This is a genomic window from Paenibacillus sp. sgz302190 (assembly GCF_059820445.1).
In genome coordinates this window covers 89908-106328 of sequence record NZ_JBZYAO010000026.1, presented here as the reverse complement: position 1 = coordinate 106328, position 16421 = coordinate 89908, and the positions used below count along the sequence as shown (strand labels likewise).

Annotated in this window: 11 protein-coding genes and 1 pseudogene; 2 read left to right on the top strand and 10 right to left on the bottom strand. The window is 46.7% G+C overall.

Annotated elements, in window-relative coordinates; all coding sequences use genetic code 11:
* The 8 genes from AC6RNO_RS24840 to AC6RNO_RS24805 all read right to left on the bottom strand — a co-directional run.
* Nucleotides 1-5443 (bottom strand): beta-ketoacyl synthase N-terminal-like domain-containing protein (locus AC6RNO_RS24840; RefSeq protein WP_497107115.1); only part of this gene is annotated, 5443 nt, incomplete at its 3' end.
* Between the two features lie 11 nt (nucleotides 5444-5454).
* A complete protein-coding gene (locus tag AC6RNO_RS24835) occupies nucleotides 5455-6276 on the bottom strand; it encodes a methyltransferase domain-containing protein (protein ID WP_497107114.1) in 822 nt (273 codons plus the stop codon).
* Between the two features lie 23 nt (nucleotides 6277-6299).
* The gene (locus AC6RNO_RS24830) at nucleotides 6300-7085 is read right to left on the bottom strand and encodes an alpha/beta fold hydrolase (RefSeq protein WP_497107113.1); all 786 of its coding nucleotides are present in this window, start codon (nucleotides 7083-7085) and stop codon (nucleotides 6300-6302) included.
* A 23-nt stretch (nucleotides 7086-7108) separates the two neighbouring features.
* Nucleotides 7109-9415, bottom strand: coding sequence for an ACP S-malonyltransferase (gene fabD / locus AC6RNO_RS24825; RefSeq protein ID WP_497107112.1), 2307 nt, complete (start codon nucleotides 9413-9415; stop codon nucleotides 7109-7111).
* A 42-nt stretch (nucleotides 9416-9457) separates the two neighbouring features.
* The gene (locus AC6RNO_RS24820) at nucleotides 9458-10087 is read right to left on the bottom strand and encodes a hypothetical protein (RefSeq protein WP_474680271.1); all 630 of its coding nucleotides are present in this window, start codon (nucleotides 10085-10087) and stop codon (nucleotides 9458-9460) included.
* Nucleotides 10088-10165: 78 nt separating this feature from the next.
* Complete coding sequence (locus AC6RNO_RS24815; protein WP_474680272.1) at nucleotides 10166-10840, bottom strand: MBL fold metallo-hydrolase; 675 nt, start codon at nucleotides 10838-10840, stop codon at nucleotides 10166-10168.
* Between the two features lie 2 nt (nucleotides 10841-10842).
* Nucleotides 10843-12063: a cytochrome P450 gene (locus AC6RNO_RS24810; protein WP_497107111.1), complete on the bottom strand. Its 1221-nt coding sequence runs from the start codon at nucleotides 12061-12063 to the stop codon at nucleotides 10843-10845.
* A gap of 49 nt (nucleotides 12064-12112) precedes the next feature.
* Entirely contained in the window at nucleotides 12113-13042 is a 930-nt protein-coding gene (locus AC6RNO_RS24805; RefSeq protein ID WP_497107110.1) for a 4'-phosphopantetheinyl transferase superfamily protein, read from the bottom strand.
* 478 nt (nucleotides 13043-13520) lie between these two features.
* On the opposite strand from AC6RNO_RS24805, the gene loaP reads away from it, so the two are divergent.
* Nucleotides 13521-14078 carry an antiterminator LoaP gene (gene loaP, locus AC6RNO_RS24800; RefSeq protein ID WP_474680275.1) on the top strand — a complete coding sequence of 186 codons (558 nt, stop codon included), beginning with the start codon at nucleotides 13521-13523 and terminating at the stop codon, nucleotides 14076-14078.
* Nucleotides 14079-14158: 80 nt separating this feature from the next.
* Nucleotides 14159-14476: pseudogene (locus AC6RNO_RS24795) on the top strand (IS6 family transposase); the annotation flags it as partial.
* A 104-nt stretch (nucleotides 14477-14580) separates the two neighbouring features.
* On the opposite strand, the gene AC6RNO_RS24790 reads toward AC6RNO_RS24795, so the two are convergent.
* Together AC6RNO_RS24790 and AC6RNO_RS24785 are read right to left on the bottom strand one after the other, a co-directional pair.
* A complete protein-coding gene (locus AC6RNO_RS24790; RefSeq protein ID WP_497107109.1) occupies nucleotides 14581-14841 on the bottom strand; it encodes a dihydrodipicolinate synthase family protein in 261 nt (86 codons plus the stop codon).
* Nucleotides 14799-16421: hypothetical protein (locus AC6RNO_RS24785; RefSeq protein WP_497107108.1), on the bottom strand; the 1623-nt coding region annotated here is incomplete at its 5' end. The genes AC6RNO_RS24785 and AC6RNO_RS24790, both read right to left, overlap by 43 nt.

Here is a 16421-nt window from a genome sequence, read left to right as displayed (position 1 = left end):
GACGCAGCTGCCCCTGGCTTTGCGCCGATAAGACGATCAGGTAACCCGGCTTCCCGGCGTGCACGCGCTCCATCTGCGGAGCTTCTTCGATCACCATGTGCGCGTTCGTTCCACTGGCGCCAAAAGAGCTTAGCGCAGCCAAACGTTTACCGCCTGCCCCCGCCTTCCAATCCTTTAGTTCCGTATTGACATAAAAGGGGCTGCCTGCGAACTGAATGTTCGTATTGCCAGACTCAAAGTGAAGAGAAGGCGGTATTTGCTTGTGTTTCAAGCTTAACAAAATCTTAATCAAACCTGTGACGCCGGCAGCAATTTGGGGATGCCCGAGATTCGTCTTCAAAGAGCCAATAGCGCAATATTGCTCGTTATCTGTATAATGGCGGAAAGCCCGGCTGAGCGCCTGATACTCGATCGGGTCACCGAGCCTGGTACCCGTTCCATGCGCTTCAACCATTTGAATCTGTGCCGGATCGATGCCAAACGTTTCATATACCTCGCGCTCCAGCCGTTCTTGCGACTTGAGGCTGGGCGCCGTTATGCCGTTGGTCGTGCCATCCTGATTGATGCCCGAGCCGCGAATAACGCCGTAGATATGATCCCCGTCAGCGACCGCGTCGCGGAGACGCTTGAGCACGACGATGCCGACAGCTTCACTGGGAACCATTCCGTCAGCCCGGTCGTCAAAGGTGTAGCACTTGCCGGAACGGGACAGCATCTCCGCCCGGTTAGCCGATACATAAAATCCGGCAGTCGCCTGGATGAATATCCCGCCGGCTAAAGCCATATCCGTTTCCCTCGACCATAAGCCCTGGCAGGCCAGATGAATGGATACCAAAGAGCTTGAGCAGGCTGTATCCACAGCAATCGCCGGGCCTTGCAAATCCAAATGATAAGCGATCCGGGCAGGAATCAAAGACCCCAAATTCCCCCAAAAAGCTTGCGGCGGCGAATCGGCTTCAATTAATTGCTGATAATCTCCTTTATCGCATCCGACATACACGCCGCAGCGAGTTCCCGCTGCTTTGGCCCCTGCATACCCCGCATCTTCCAACGCCTTCCATGCTTCTTCCAGGAAAATACGCTGCTGCGGGTCCATATAAGCCGCTTCAAGTCCGGATATGTTGAAAAATAGCGGATCAAATTGGTCGATATTTTTTAAAAATCCGCCGTAATTGCAATAAGCCGACTCGTCCGAGTAGTGATCCGATAAATTCCAACGCTTCACTTCTTCAATCAAATGGGCGCCTTGAACAAGATGCTGCCATAATTCGTGGACCGTTTCACTCTGTGCAAACCTTCCGCTCAACCCGATAATCGCAATCGGTTCTTTGGACAGGGCTGCTCCTGCTCCGCTCTCGCCGCCGTTTTTCTGAACATTGGTATTCTTATCGATGCTCTTATTTCCGCTGTGCCGCGCTGCCTCGTTCAAGAATTCAGGAACCGGGACAGATTCTTCAAATTGCGGCAAAGCAGCGAGCTGCTCTCCGTATTGAGATATGATATAAGCTGTCAACTGATTCACCGAGCTATAGTCAAACAAAATGGTCGTTTCCATATCGACAGCTAAAGCTTCATTAATCGCGTTAACCAAATTGACGCCAATAATTGAATCGACTCCAAAATCCCTGAACGATGTTTCCGCATCAATCCACTCCTGGCTAACATTCAACGCCAAGGATAATGTATCGAGAATTGTTTCTTTAATGTAATCTTTCCCCTTGTCGTTCTGCACACGACCTGCATCTTGCACCGGCTTCATACGAGTTGCAGGTGTCCTTTCCTCATGCCACTCGACTGTCGGTGCCTTACGAATGATTCCATCGCTTTCAGCCACGATAATTTGCTGTCCCAGTTCGTGCGCTTCTTCCCGTGGAAAGAAAACTTGCTGAAATCCTTCGCCGGTAAGCGCCAATTCCCAGTTGTCGGAAGTCAAAGCGGGACTTCCGGGAATCCTTAACTCCCGGTCTTCATAAAGCCACCATCCATCCAGCAAGCCAAAGGTCAAATGAAGGAACAAAGAATTGCCGCTAATTTCATTAAGCAAAATGACACCATTCTTTTTCAAAGCTGATTTGACATTGCGCAGGGCCTCCTTTACATTTTGGGAAGCATGCAGCACATTCGCTGCAATGACGATATCGTAGAGACCCGTTTGGATATTCTGGCCTTCGAACGGGGCATTGACATGCAACTTTTTGAAAGTTAAATAAGGATACCGTTTCCCATATTCTTTTTCGGCATACATTAAAAAAGCCTTCGAGATATCTGTATAGCAGTATTCTTGAATGTGGTCTTGATATGCTCGCAGTTTCTCGAAAATAATGGAACTTGTTCCCCCTGTACCGGCCCCCACCTCAATGAATCGGAACAAAGCTGACGGGTCTTGCTTCAGTCGTTCTTCCAGATAAGCGACCAGGGTATCCGCCAGCGTTTCGTTGAAGTAGTCGGCTACAGCGTTGTTTTTGTAGATGCCTTCAACCAGCCTCATAGAGGATTCAGGAAACATAATGTCGGTAGAAGGTCTCCTGCCGGTCACAATTTCCGGCAATGCCCGCAGCATCGTCTCAACTAATACGGCTTGAGCGCTTGTGCTCGGGTCTGTCAGCCAAACTTCCTTCTGACGATCCCATGCTTCCCAGGCATGCTCGATGTCGTGCACTTTGGCGGCCCTTACGCAGTAAGACTCTCCATCGCAGTCGAGATAATTGCGTTGAACCAGAAATGCCAGGCTTACTTCAAGCCATCGATCATACGTATCGCGAATCCCCGCCTGCTTCATCTTCGGAATAGAGAATGGATGATCCGCGAACGAAGCGATCGACTGCAGTTGCTTCGCTAACAAGGAAGCGAGCAGTTCATCCATACCGGCAACCCTTAGTCCGCCTTCTGTCGACAACCCTTTGGCTTGATAGTCAAATTGCGTTTCGCGACTGCGCAAATTTTCAATCCATGACTGATTTGACTCGGAGTTGGGTTGAGTTTTGAGACTAGCCTGAGCACCGGACTCTTCCATGCAATAGCGTTCGTCTTCAAACGGATAGGCAGGCAAGGGAATCCGATAGTGGAAATCTTTGCTGTAAAGAATTCCCCAATCTAGTTGCCCTCCCCTTACATAAAATCCGGCAATTTGAGACAATGCCGCTGAAAAATTCTCAGTATATGTGCTGCTTGAATCCTTCATTTGTTCCATAAGCTGAGCATAGAAATCAGGATAGGCTGAATCTGTATGGATTGCATCATTTTCTTCTTCGTTACTACTCTCATCGCCTCTTGCAGCTTGCCCATAAAGCTCCGCCAGCTTTTCTCTGCACTCCTGCAAGCTTCCGGCAATAAACGCGCATCGTATCGGGTAGTGGGTTCTGCCTACCGTTAACACATAAGCGATGTCACTTAGAGAGCATGCATCCCCTGCTTTGTCCAGCCAATTGATCAAGTCAAGCTGCTTTCGGCGCAAAGCTGCCCTTGTCTTTGCGGAAAGCGGCAATATGTATAACGGCTGCACAGATCGTTCCACAGGGTTCAGCTTTCTTACAAACTGCTCCAGCACCAGATGGCAATTCGTTCCGTCAAAGCCAAAGGAGCTGACGCCTGCTCTTAATGGAATCCCGTCCGAACCCTTCCAATCCATAATCTGCTCATTCACATAAAACGGGCTTTCGTTAAAATGGATGTGTTCATTTACTTGTTTCATGCTGATCGTCGGTGGAATTTTCTTATGCTTCATCGCCATTAACACTTTGAATACGCCGGCAATGCCAGCCGACATCGCAGCATGCCCAAAGTTAGGCTTGTGAGAACCAATCGCGCAATAGGCTGTTTTCTCCGTAAATGCTCGAAAGGCCTCTGTCAATGCCTTGACTTCAATCGAGTCCCCCAATTTCGTTCCCGTTCCATGTACTTCAATGTAACTGACCGTTTCCGGCGAGATATCCGCATTTCGATAGGCTTCTATAAGGAGTTCCTTTTGTGAAAGCATACTTGGCGCGGTCATGCCATTCGTCTTGCCGGATTGATTCATGGCGGAACCTTTAATAACTCCGTAAATGTGATCCTTGTCTTCGACAGCCTCCTGCAGCCCTTTCAGAACGACAATACCGACACCCTCGCCCAATACCATTCCGTTCGCCCTCGTATCAAAGGTATGGCATACACCCTCAGGCGACAGCATGCCCATTTGGGAGGACATAACCATAAACTCCGGCGAGCTCATGACAAAAACCCCTCCGGCCAAAGCCATCTCCGATTCTCCCCTGCGAATACTTTCACACGCGATATGCATGGCTGCAAGAGAAGAAGAGCATGCCGTATCTATAGCAAAACTAGGACCTTTCCAATTAAAAAAGTAGGAAATCCTCGATGCCAGTATTGACATTTCGTTTCCCAAAAAAGTTTGCGAGCTATTCTCGCCTTCCAGGCGATTGCCTTTATAATCGGAGGATCTCCCTCCGACAAATACGCCTACTTTGCTTCCTGCCAACTGCTCGACCGAATATCCGCTGTCTTCAATTGCATTATAGGCTTCTTCCATAAATAAACGTTGCTGCGGGTCCATTCTTTCGGCTTCTTGTCTGGATATATGAAAAAAAGCAGCGTCGAATTCATCAATCTGATCTAATAATCCCCCCCATTTGCTCACCGATTTATTTTTTTGTGTCGGATCCGATGTGTAATAACGACTTTTCACCCAGTCTTTGCGCGTAATCTCCTTTATACAACAGTCTCCTGCCTGTAAATGTTCCCAAAATTGCTCGATCGTATCTGAACCTGCATATTTTCCAGAAATGCCGATAATCGCTATATCCGAATCTCTTTCTTCCAGAGAATCTGGCGACAGAGTATTTTTTTCTTCTTCCGTTTGCCTCGTTCCGGGCTGGATCATCGCTGCAATATATCCTATCAAGTCGCCAATTAAATGATAATCATAGACGACCTCTACGCCCAGCTTCGTACCCAACTTGTGATTTACGCTTTCAATAAATTCCACAGCAAGCACGGAACTTAAACCAAGCTCGACCAAGCTTTTGGCAGTATCCAAAGTATCGCTCGGTACGTTCAAAACCTCGGCTAAGATTCCTTTTACGAGCGAATCGACCGACACGTGCCCCGCATCCATTTTCTTGCGTTTCCTTTTTCCATTTCCTTTTTTTCCATCGCCTGAAAGGCTGGAGCTTTGGCTGTTGATTGTCATCATATCAACAATATGCCCGGCAAGCTGCTCCATACTCTGATAGTCGTACACACTTTCAACGCCTAGACGAATCGATAATGATTGATTGATCATTTCAATAAAATCAACGCTTAATACTGAATTCATACCCAGCTCAATAAAGCTCTGTTTGCTATGGATGGAATCGCTCGCCATCTGCAAGACCTCGGCTGCGATTTCCTTCACTTTGTCCGTCACTTGATCCACATCTATTGGAAAATTTGTTTTCTCCATCATTCATTCCCCTTTTAGAGCAATTTCTCGCCAACGGCCATGTATAATTGGCGAATTATGGAATGATTCTCGTTTTTGATCATATTTCTCCATTCGACAGAGATTTTCCCCAGCATTTTGCTCGACAGATAACCGTCCTGCACCAATTTGGCCGGGATTCCGATTCCTTCAGACTTAAAAAACATTTCATCCCCCACGATATCGCTATGGGCACTGATCACTTCAAAGTCAACGTTGGAGAACCCTCCGCACTTTAATATCCGAGGCAATTCCCGTCCGATTCTAGGATTCCCTCCCTCGGCAAATCGCGACTGGCAGTAGGCGCCGTATAAATCCCTCAACTCCAGAATAGTAGGGTGGGCCATAATATGCATTTCAAAGTCATTATCAACGAAAATCGCTTTGCCTCCCGGCTTCAGTATCCGGCAGACCTCCCGGACGGCGCCAATCGGGTCAGGCAAGTGCTCCAAAACAAGCCTTGTAATGGCAAAATCAAACGATTGCTCCGGAAGCCCCGTTTCCATAATGGAACCTTGAACAACTTTGCACTGCTTGTACTTCTTTTTCGATAAATAGGCTTTGGCATAATCGACCAGCAACGGTTCAATTTCCAATGCCGTTATAGAAATATTAGGGAAATAATCCAATATTTTCTTAATCACAAAGCCAGGTCCCGCTCCGAGCTCAATCACCTTCAATCCATCCGTTAATCCGAATTCCTTATATCGTTTGAATTCTTTTTCCCAAAATAATTCTACCTGGGCTTTCAGCCGATTAATCTCAGCGTCAACATTGCTGGCAATATGTTTAATTTGATAAGAACCCGCTCCATTCATGCTATATACTCCCTTCTCCCTAATTAAGATGCCGTCTCGTGAAAAAAGTGGAGGAGTGATTCAGCGACATGTTCCCAGTTGGGGTCAAGCATCATATCATGACATATATTTGGGAAAATAATCGGCTCCGTTCGATAAGCTTTTGCAATTTTAATTGCTATCTTGTCTGAGAAAAACTCATCCTTGCGCGAACCAAGCACCAAGATCGGCATCGTTATTTTTAAAGCCTTGGTATCCAACGTTTGCCTGATCATTTCCTCAGCTGCTTTCATCGACTCCGGTTGCAATCGACTCATATATTCGTTTTTTTTGGCGGCCTCCAGCCCTTCGGAGAACAAGAGCCTTTCAGGGAATACCGTGCTGCTCCCTTTATTAAAGAGATACATCTTATAGACGAGTCTGAATCGGGTCAATACGATCTTCGCCCATTCTTTCCCCATCCCGCTTGGAGGCGACGAGGCCATAAGCGCCATGGACCGGATTTGATCAGGATACGTATGCATAATTTTTTGAACGACAGCCCCGCCCATCGAATGTCCAATGAGAACAGGCTTGCTCTTCATTCCCTTTATCACCTTCAGCACATCTTCCGTATAATCCCCCAGTGTAAAAGAATACAGCTGGTCTCGTCCTTCGCTTTCGCCATGCCCGCGAAAGCTGAGCGCATAGGACGGAAAGCCTTTGGCGGAAAAATAAGGTAAAAAGTTTTCTTTCCAACACCATGCCCCATGTGAAGCGCCATGCACAAATAACAGTGGAGGCAGTTCCGATTTCGTCTCCGGCGCATATTCCAAAACTTCCAATTTCATGGTATATCCATCCTTCCGCTAATTTAACTGGTTAACGTCAAAAAGCGTTGATTCATGAATGCTGCTGTTTCCTTCATAAGCTTAATTGCGATTTCATCGACATGGCGATTGCGCCAATTCTCCATGGGCGTACCTTTGACCCATTGATTAAAAGCGCCTAATGCAGGACCGCAGTGGATTTGAAAATCAACTTTATGATCTAATTCACCGCTCAGTGCCAGTTGAGTCGTATACCCGAAATACCACTTGAATACCAAGGCCATCTTATATTTGGGGTTTCGCTCTGCTTTCTCAATTTCTTGCTCCGGGCGAGTCGCTTTGATTTCTTCAAAAATATGTTCAAAACTTCGTTTGAAGTATTTCTCTTGAATCATCACTTTGTTTTTTTCATCAACTTCTTCCCAGGAAGAAAATTGACGGTACAAATCGTACAGCTTATTGGCTCTTGTCGGGAAGAACAATCCTTTTTTCAATACCTGCACCTTGGCCCCAAGCTCAAACATATCTCCTGCCGGCGCATAATCGGTATCCTGCACATTGGCCTGCTGCAATAAATCTTTCACAGCGTCACTCGTTTTCGCTTCGACACTGCACTGGTTGATAGAGCCGGTAACGATATAATCGGCGCCCAGCATGAAGGCCGCAGAAGCAGAGGCTGGCGTTCCAATGCCACCGGCAGCTCCTATACGGATTTGTTTCACGTAACCGTACTTTTTCATCATCTCGTCCCGAAGCTTGACCATGGCCGGCATCAACGCATAGGCCACACCAAGATCGGTATGACCGCCGGAATCCGCTTCTACGCTCAAGTCGTCTGCCATGGGAACTTCGCTTAACATAGCGGCTTCTTCCGGCGTGATTTTATACTCTTGAAGCAGCTTGTCTACGATTCGTTCAGGCGCCGGACTCAGAAAGGCTTCCGCCACTTCGGGCCTGGACAGCTTGGCCATGATCCGATTTCCTATGTGCACCCCGCCGTCTGTAGTCCTTTTTAACCCTTTAGCCCGATAAATAACCAAGGCCGGAACGATCGTCATGAAAGCAGATGCCTCGACATTCCGAACTCCATAGTTCAAGTACAGATTTACCGTCTTTTCTTCCTTGGAAGGATCAACAGGATGATGAAGCAAATTAAATCCATAAGATCCGTTCCGTCCCAGTTCCTCTTGAACTCGCTGAATGGCTCCTTCGATATGCTCCAAACTGAGTCCGCCTGTCCCATAAAAACCTAACATGCCAGCTTTACCGATCTTCACAACGATCTGCTCGGATGCAATCCCTCTGTACATGGCTCCAGTCACATAAGCGCGAGTTAGGCCGTAATCCTTTTTGAATTGGCTGTCTCCAAGGCTCTTTTCCGTAATTTCGAAACGCGGTTGCGCCGCCTGCTTCGGAAGAACGGGCTCCTCCTGCAGCGCCTTGGATACAAAGGTCTGAACGCTGCCGTGAATCGGTTCAACGATTGGAAGCGGTTGAAGCGGCGTTGCCTCTTTACGGATTTGGCTAAGAAGCTTGGTCAGCACATTGCCAGGCCCAATTTCTTCAAACTGCATGTCTTCATATCCCATCAAATAACGGATCGTATCTGTCCACTTCACTTGATGCGTAATTTGTTTGATTACATTTGTTTTCACCTCATCGCTCCGGTAAGGCAATCCTTCCACATTTGAAATAACGGGGATAGTAATCCCTGAGAAATGAAATTTGTGCAAAAACAGAGCAAACTCTTTTTGTGCGTCTGCCATATAAATGGAGTGAAATGCACCGCTCACATTCAACGGAATGTACATGCGGACTCCCGCATTTTCAAAAATAGTCTTGGCGCGCTCTATATCCTCTTTAAAACCGGCTATTACAATCTGTGTAGGCGCATTATCGTTGGCGATATTAATTTGATCCAACTTATTATCTACCAACACCTGACGCACTCGATCCGCATGAAAGCCAAGAACGGCAGCCATGCCTCCGCCGACTGCCTTGCTCATCAATTCCCCTCTTTTTTTAACGAGCTGCAAGCCTGTTTCCATATCAAAAGCCCCTGCCGCCAACAGCGCATTATACTCGCCCAAGCTGTGCCCAACCAAAAAATCAGGTTTTGCATGTCCATCCTTGATTTTTTTCAGGTAGCTGAGGGCATTCACTATGTATAACGCAGGCTGCGTATATTGTGTATTCGTTAATTGCTGCAAGGGATCGTATAAACACAGCTCCTTAATCGAATAACCCAATATATCGTCAGCTTTGCGGGTAATGTCCGGGAACTCGTCAAAGAGCTCACCGCCCATCCCTTTGTGTTGGGAGCCCTGTCCCGGAAACATATAGGTTAGCATGTCAGCACTTCCTTTCTTCCAATACCTTCAGAATCGATGTCATCAGGCTTGAATCGAGATCTTGTTCGTCTCACTCGTACGCACATCGCTGCGCGCTGCATGCAAATGGAGCCCGATTAATCCTACCGCTATAGCGAAAGGGAGCAGATGCGGGAAAACTAAGGGAAGAACTCCATATAGACAGCTCAAGGCTAAAAGCACCCCGTACCAACGCGCAATCGTTCCCTTGATCGTGATATGAACACCAATGATAAACCAACCCAATTTAAACAGCACAGAGGAAATCAGCATCCCGGCAACGAGCGTAATTCCCGGAGGCAGATCAAGCAGTTGAGGCGCTGTCTGTACGCTTGAAGGTACCGCAAACGACTCAAACCACACGTCCCCAAATAAAAAGACCGTCCCGGCAACTGCAAGGAAAAACCGAATTACCGCAAACATTCCTGTCCCGAATGAAGGCCTCAGCGACCACCCGCAGAGTCCAACCACCAGCAAAATAACACCCAATATGTTGAGTATGTTGTAATAAACATATCCTGGGCTCTTCACCGTTGAGGCAATCGAACTCGAATCAATAGCGAAATAGAATAGAGCCTGAGCAAGGGACAATGCAATTCCTGCAGCCAGCAGAATTCCTCCTGCCCCATTCTTTAATTGAGCTTGTACACTCATCTTTGCATCCTTCCCGGTCCTATGTTCTATGACCTTACATTAGAATTACGCAGTATTCGCAAAACGGCACCGCTTCTTTCATTTCCGGATAAAAGACTTCTGATTTTTACGCATTCTGAAATCGACAAAATGCTTTTTGTTGTCCAAACCAAAGTAAATATTGTGTTTTTCCAAATCGACCAAAGCACAGCCTGGCGGTTTTCCATACGAATGCCCCGGATAAATGCGAACATGAGGAGCTACGATCCGTTTAATTCTTTGGATACTCTCATACATCTGCTCGGGAGATCCACCTGCCATATCGCACACGCCGCAGCCTTCAGTGAAAACCGTATCTCCAGTAAACAAACTGTCGGTCAGAAGAAAACAACTCCCTCCTGCGGTATGGCCTGGGGTTACGAGACATTGAATGCGAGTTTGGCCCAAATAAATGACATCCATATCGTGAAATCGGATTAAATTGGTTGACGTAAATTGGTAATACCCGCTTTCTACGGCAGACATGTACACCGACGATCCGAATCTTTCAACTAAAGGCTCTACCATATTCACATGGTCAAAATGGGAATGCGTCAATAAGATGATGGAGGACTGCACCCCCAATTCCCAAAAACATGTCGTAATCAGCTCCAGATCCCACCCCGGATCAATAATGGCAGCTTTATGAGTAGCTCTGTCCAAAATGACGTACATGTAGTTAGGCATCAACGAAGAACCGGCCTTCAGTTGAATGATCTCATAGGTACTATTCATTTTTACCCCTGAACAATCACCGGCAGGCTCTTTAAAGATTGGCCGATTGTCGACTCGATCAAGTGCTCCGTTACATCAAATGAAGGAGGCAACTGCACGTGTGAAAATCGTTGAATAAACGTTGTTAATGCCGTCTTTACTTTCAAGCGGGCCAACGAAGAACCTGGACAAAAATGGGAGCCTGCCCCAAATGACAAGTGCTTTGGATTGCCTTCCCGATGGATATCGAACTGTTCAGCATGTGAAAATTGCCGTTCGTCGCGATTGGCAGAGCTGACCCATGCTACAACCATTTGCCCTTGTTTCATCTCAGGGCCGAAGACCGCCGTATCCTGAACGACCTGACGATCCAGACAAACCGGAAACCGATAGCGCAAAACTTCTTCAATCGCTTGAGGGATCAATTCCGGACGATCACGCAATTCCTGATACGTATCCGGCTTATCGTACAAGAAACAATACAATGAATTCGCAAGCCAATTCGTCGTTTGTTCGAAGCCGCCCCCAAGCAGAGCCATAGCCGAGGCAAGAACCTCCTGATCATTTAGCCGCTCGCCCTCGGACTCGGCCTGAACTAAATCCGATATGATGTCATCGGCAAGATTGTTCCGTTTCTCTTGGACAAAAGGAAACAAGTACCCGGCAAATTCCTTTAACACTTGCTGTTTTCTTTCCATAACATTTTGCCGGGAGTCTTTGTTGTGAGGAAGAAACATCACGGTAGACCATCCCTTGAATAACTGGCGATCTTTCGCAGGGACTCCCAACAGCTCGGCCATTACAATGATCGGAAGCGGAATCGCAAAATCATCCAAAATATCAAATTGCTTGCGGCCCGCAAGCTCATCCAGCATTTCGTTGACGATGCGGTGAATCCGGGCTTCCCAGTTCACTAAATTTTTCGGGCTAAAAGCTTTCCCGAGAAAAGCCCTGCGATGAGTATGCACAGGAGGATCGGAAAAATTGACATTACTTTTACTGTCCATGGAATGAGCGATAGGGAAAAAGCTCCTACTCCGTTTACTTGTAAATAGCTCATAATCAGATAAAACCCGCTTGACATCTTCGTATAGGAAAACGTTCCAGACATCTTGCTCAGCATCGTAATAGACGGGTTGATTGTCTCTCATCTCCTTGTACCATTGATACGGCTCCCATCCTTCCTTAGGCGATCCAAGCTTGGAAATTTCCTTCAAATAAATCGGCTCAACGGGTGTACTCATTCTAAATTCCTCCTGTTATAGTAAATTTGGTTATCCCCTTGGAATACAGTCAATCGATTTGTTGCCTTGACATTGCAAACTCCTGCCGGGCGTACTGAAAATTCCCCTCCAACTTTGTTGGGGGGATTTTCGAAATCGCCATGAAACGTACCAGCGCTTCCTTTAGAGATCCGACCACAAGTGGCATTCTCTTCGGATAGACAATCGAACATACATAAGTATCGAAAATAAGCGAAACCGCCGAGTACTGCATAAAATTTGCAAAAGAACTGTATAGAACGCCCTCCCTTGCTTCCATGTGATTTACTTCATAAATGGAAAGTGGGGCCGTCAAGCCTGTTTTCAATATCTTAGACAAAGCTTCTTTCACCGTCCACAATACTGTAAAGGCCGTATCATTCGCAAACGACAATCTTTGAATAAGAGTAATCTCTAGATCAGTAAATTGACTCATAAAAAATTCCTTTTTATTCAATATCTTTTCTATATCGATTGCCAACGGAAATCGTTCTGAAAATGCAAGTGCTGCCGCAAGACCATCACCATGTGTGATGCTTACTTGCGTATTGGAAATGGCCGGGTAGACAACGATCGGTTGATAAAAAATCCCTTGGTCAATAAAAATAGACGCCATATTATCCACTTTAAAAAGCAGCGAGGCTGCTTTCTTAGCAACATATCGGCCGGCAATGTAGCTCTGTATCCGACGCTCGAATCGGAGCGTCGTGTAATATTCAAGTTCTTTCGGATGTAGAATCGGGGTCATATCAACGTACTGGTAATCCTCATGAAAATAAGAAATACAAAAATAAGCTTTATATTCTCGGGCTAATCCTTCGAATACTAGCTCTTGTATCATCGTAGTTGGATTTATTGAAAGGAATCCGTTAGGAATAAAATCACCCCTGAAATAGATTGAATTTTCTGATAATTTAAGGGATACACTATTATTTATAGGCGAACTACTCCCTATACCCATTTGAATGGTTCTCTGAACATCTAAACTCCTCCAACGTGCCGAAACACCGATTAGACTACTTAGATGATTAATATAGAATATAAATTCATAAAAAATAGTAACTACTTGGATCAGTGGTAACCAGATCAAAAGGAAAATTTGCCACTGACAGCAAGAACAAGTAAATCAAACACAATTGTTTCTATTGCTTCCAAGTTGACAATCCAGTTCAATTACGCGGGATAAATTTAATAATCTCCCAAAATTAGTATATTCAATCATTTGATACGTGTCAAACTATTATTAATAAGAGAATGTCCCGGGTACTGACGCCCTCGACGCACAGGCCAATAATCCGGTCTGCATTTGATACTTTTTTCCATTCCGACGTATTTTTACATTTTTTTCAAATCAATCATTGTATAATTATCTACACCCCATTTCAGCATTGTTGGCCTTATTTATAGGCACCAATTTTACATAGAAAGGACTGATCTTCTTGGATTGGTATGCACTTTTCGTAGAAACAGGGAAAGAAGAAGTTGTTCAGAAATTTTTGCAACTCTATTTTGATCATCAAACCTTATTATCCATAGTTCCTAAAAGAAAAATTCCTGAGAAAAAGTCTGGCATCATCAATCATGTACTCAAAATTTTTTTCCCTGGTTACGTACTCATAAAAACGAACATGAACACCGATATTTTTTATCAGCTCAAAAAAATCCCTAAATGCTTATGGTTAGTAAATAATGGATTTTTTTATTCAAGGGATCAAGGCATATATTTTTCGAAAATATGTGAAAATGAGATTTCTCCAATTCTACAGCTTCTCGATGAGAGAGATACGATCAATTATTCGAATGTATATGTGGAAAACTCCAAAATTGTTGTCATTTCCGGTCCCCTACTAGGTAAAGAGAACATTATTAAAAAGGTCGATAAACATAAAAATAGAGCGAAAATATTGCTTCATTTTATGGGGAAAGAGACTACGTTTGATGTGGGCGTTGAAGTATTGGACAATCGTAAGCATCCCCTTTCAAACTCATTAGAGTAATATTATCCTGAATTTCGAAAGTAACGCTCTTTGAAAATATCCTGAATCCATGAAACTTTTTGGTCTGCTGTCTCCCCAAGATTTCCCATACGACGATCATGAGATGAGTCCATGAATTTGGACCCGAAATCGACAAACGAATCCGTCCCTATTTGAAACCTACAAACGATTCTTGGAGGACTGACGAAACCTATGTCAAAGTCGAAGGTCAGTGGAAGTATCTATATCGGGCAGTTGATTCTATGGGGAAAACCATTGATTTCATGTTATCTGAAAATCGGGACATGCCGGCAGCTAAGCGTTTCTTTACAAAGGCCTTGTCCTCTCCACATAATCAAATCCCACGTGTAATCACCTTGGATAAAAATCCAGCATATCCACCAGCAATACAAAAATTAATGCATATGATTAGGAAAGGGCAGGCCGAAAATAATTCGTCTGTCCTCTCTGCAGTTGAATGGCTTAATAAGATATTTGGTATTATGGCATAGTTAATTTTAATTTATTGGGAAATTGCTATCTTTTTTAATTCTTGCACCACAACCCGCTCCTCCAGGCCGAGAAAGAACATTTCGCTTGATTGGCATACCGCAAAAAGGCCGTCCACCCCGCGCCCGATATACCACTCGATCAACTGCTCGAGTCCGGAATAATCGATCTGGCCGGACTCCGTAAACGGGGTGATCATCGTAGGCCAAGCGTGACGGCCCGGACGAAGCGTCACGACGGCCGGAAACGGTTGTTGAACTGCTTGCGTCCCCACTCGACTCCGAATTTGATATTCCCGATGCCGGCGGGCGTTGCTGATTTGAACGTGACCGTAATATTGTTCGCGTCGGCCATGATCGAGGAAATGCCGACGGCATTGGCATCCACGGACAACGCCGTTGCCGTGTACCATTCGGGTGCGACGCCCAACTGGTGCGCCACTTGATACGAAACATTGCCGCCATTGGCCGCAGCGATGGCCCGTTGGCCGGTAAACACCATTTCGTCGCCGATGTAGGATGCCTGGGACGGATAAGACACGGAATCCCATACCTTCGTCAGGGAAGAGTCCGTCTCCGGCGAATCCACCTTGTCCCAATATTCGAAGGTCCCTTGCGGATACAGGTCGTACGTATACTCGAACACGCAATAGTTCGTATATTTCGGACGGCGGAAATACAGCCAATATTTCCCGCTCGCATCGATATAAACTGAAAATTTGGCGAACACGTCGCTTGTTCCGTTAAACCCGTCGCCGTCGACGGTAAAGATCGGCTTAAAGCCGCCTGCCTCATTGCCGCGGACGCCGAACGCAAATTCCGCGGATGCGGTGCGGTAGGAAGCCTTGCCGTAATCCGTCGTCATCCTCACGCGTCCGCTGAACAGCGAGCGGTCCCCGCCGATCCGGCATACCCGGAACCATTGCGCATAGTTTTGCAAGCCGCCAGCCTTGGGCTCCCCGATGTCGCGCAGCTTCTTGTAACGCAAATCACGCCACGTATTTCTCCAGTCCTCGGCTTTACTCAAATGCGAGGTTCTTACAGGCCCGTCAAAGTTAAACATGCCCGACGTTTCCGGGTAAACGATTTGAAAGAAGCTGCCCGAGAATGGAGCCCCCTCCGGCGGCGTTTCACAGCGGAAGATGCCGCTGGAGTCCCGGATGGTGCCGTTTTTGCCGAAGGCGACGCCTATCGAGCTACCGGTCGTCCAGATGTTGACTTCCAAAATCGCGTTGTAGATTTCATGCTGTGCGTTGTTATACGCATCGTCGCCGACCAGCATCCCAATCTGGCCGTCGCGGAGATTAAGCGACACATTGCGGAACGTGGTATAGCCATACGAAGGCATGTTTGACGTTCCCGGCTGACGCTTGAACACGATTTGGCGCTTGCAGTTGCTGATGGAGACGTTTTCCAGCGTCGTTCCCTCGACCCAGAACTTGCGGGTGTGGAGCACCAGGCCACAGCCGGCCGTAAACCCGTACATGCTGATATTGCGGAGCTTGAACCCGTACGTATCCGAGATTTCGACCGCGGTCGAATTCGGATTGTCTCCGCCGTTCATCGACAAATCCGTGATCGCATGGCTCGTGCCGACGGCGTCGCCCCATGTCGCCGAGCTTCTCCAGTAGCGGAACAGGTAACCGTCGCCGTTCCAGACGAGATTCGTCACGCCGACCCCTTCGCCCGTGATGATGACATTCGGCGGCAAATCGATATTGCCGCCCGTTGCCGTAAAGTTGTGCGTACCGGCGGGAATCAGGACGACGCCACCCGAAACGGCCGCGAGGCCCAGCACCGATTTGACCGCGGCAGACGGGTCGGTGAGCCATAAATCGGTGTCGACAACGCGCCA

Bases quoted from the DNA above. Each gene is read 5' to 3' on its own strand.
- AC6RNO_RS24830 (WP_497107113.1), bottom strand. From the start codon at position 7,085: ATGAAATTGGAAGTTTTGGAATATGCGCCGGAGACGAAATCGGAACTG.
- AC6RNO_RS24820 (WP_474680271.1), bottom strand. From the start codon at position 10,087: ATGAGTGTACAAGCTCAATTAAAGAATGGGGCAGGAGGAATTCTGCTG.
- AC6RNO_RS24810 (WP_497107111.1), bottom strand. From the start codon at position 12,063: ATGAGTACACCCGTTGAGCCGATTTATTTGAAGGAAATTTCCAAGCTT.
- AC6RNO_RS24805 (WP_497107110.1), bottom strand. From the start codon at position 13,042: ATGGGTATAGGGAGTAGTTCGCCTATAAATAATAGTGTATCCCTTAAA.
- AC6RNO_RS24835 (WP_497107114.1), bottom strand. From the start codon at position 6,276: ATGAATGGAGCGGGTTCTTATCAAATTAAACATATTGCCAGCAATGTT.
- AC6RNO_RS24815 (WP_474680272.1), bottom strand. From the start codon at position 10,840: ATGAATAGTACCTATGAGATCATTCAACTGAAGGCCGGTTCTTCGTTG.
- fabD (WP_497107112.1), bottom strand. From the start codon at position 9,415: ATGCTAACCTATATGTTTCCGGGACAGGGCTCCCAACACAAAGGGATG.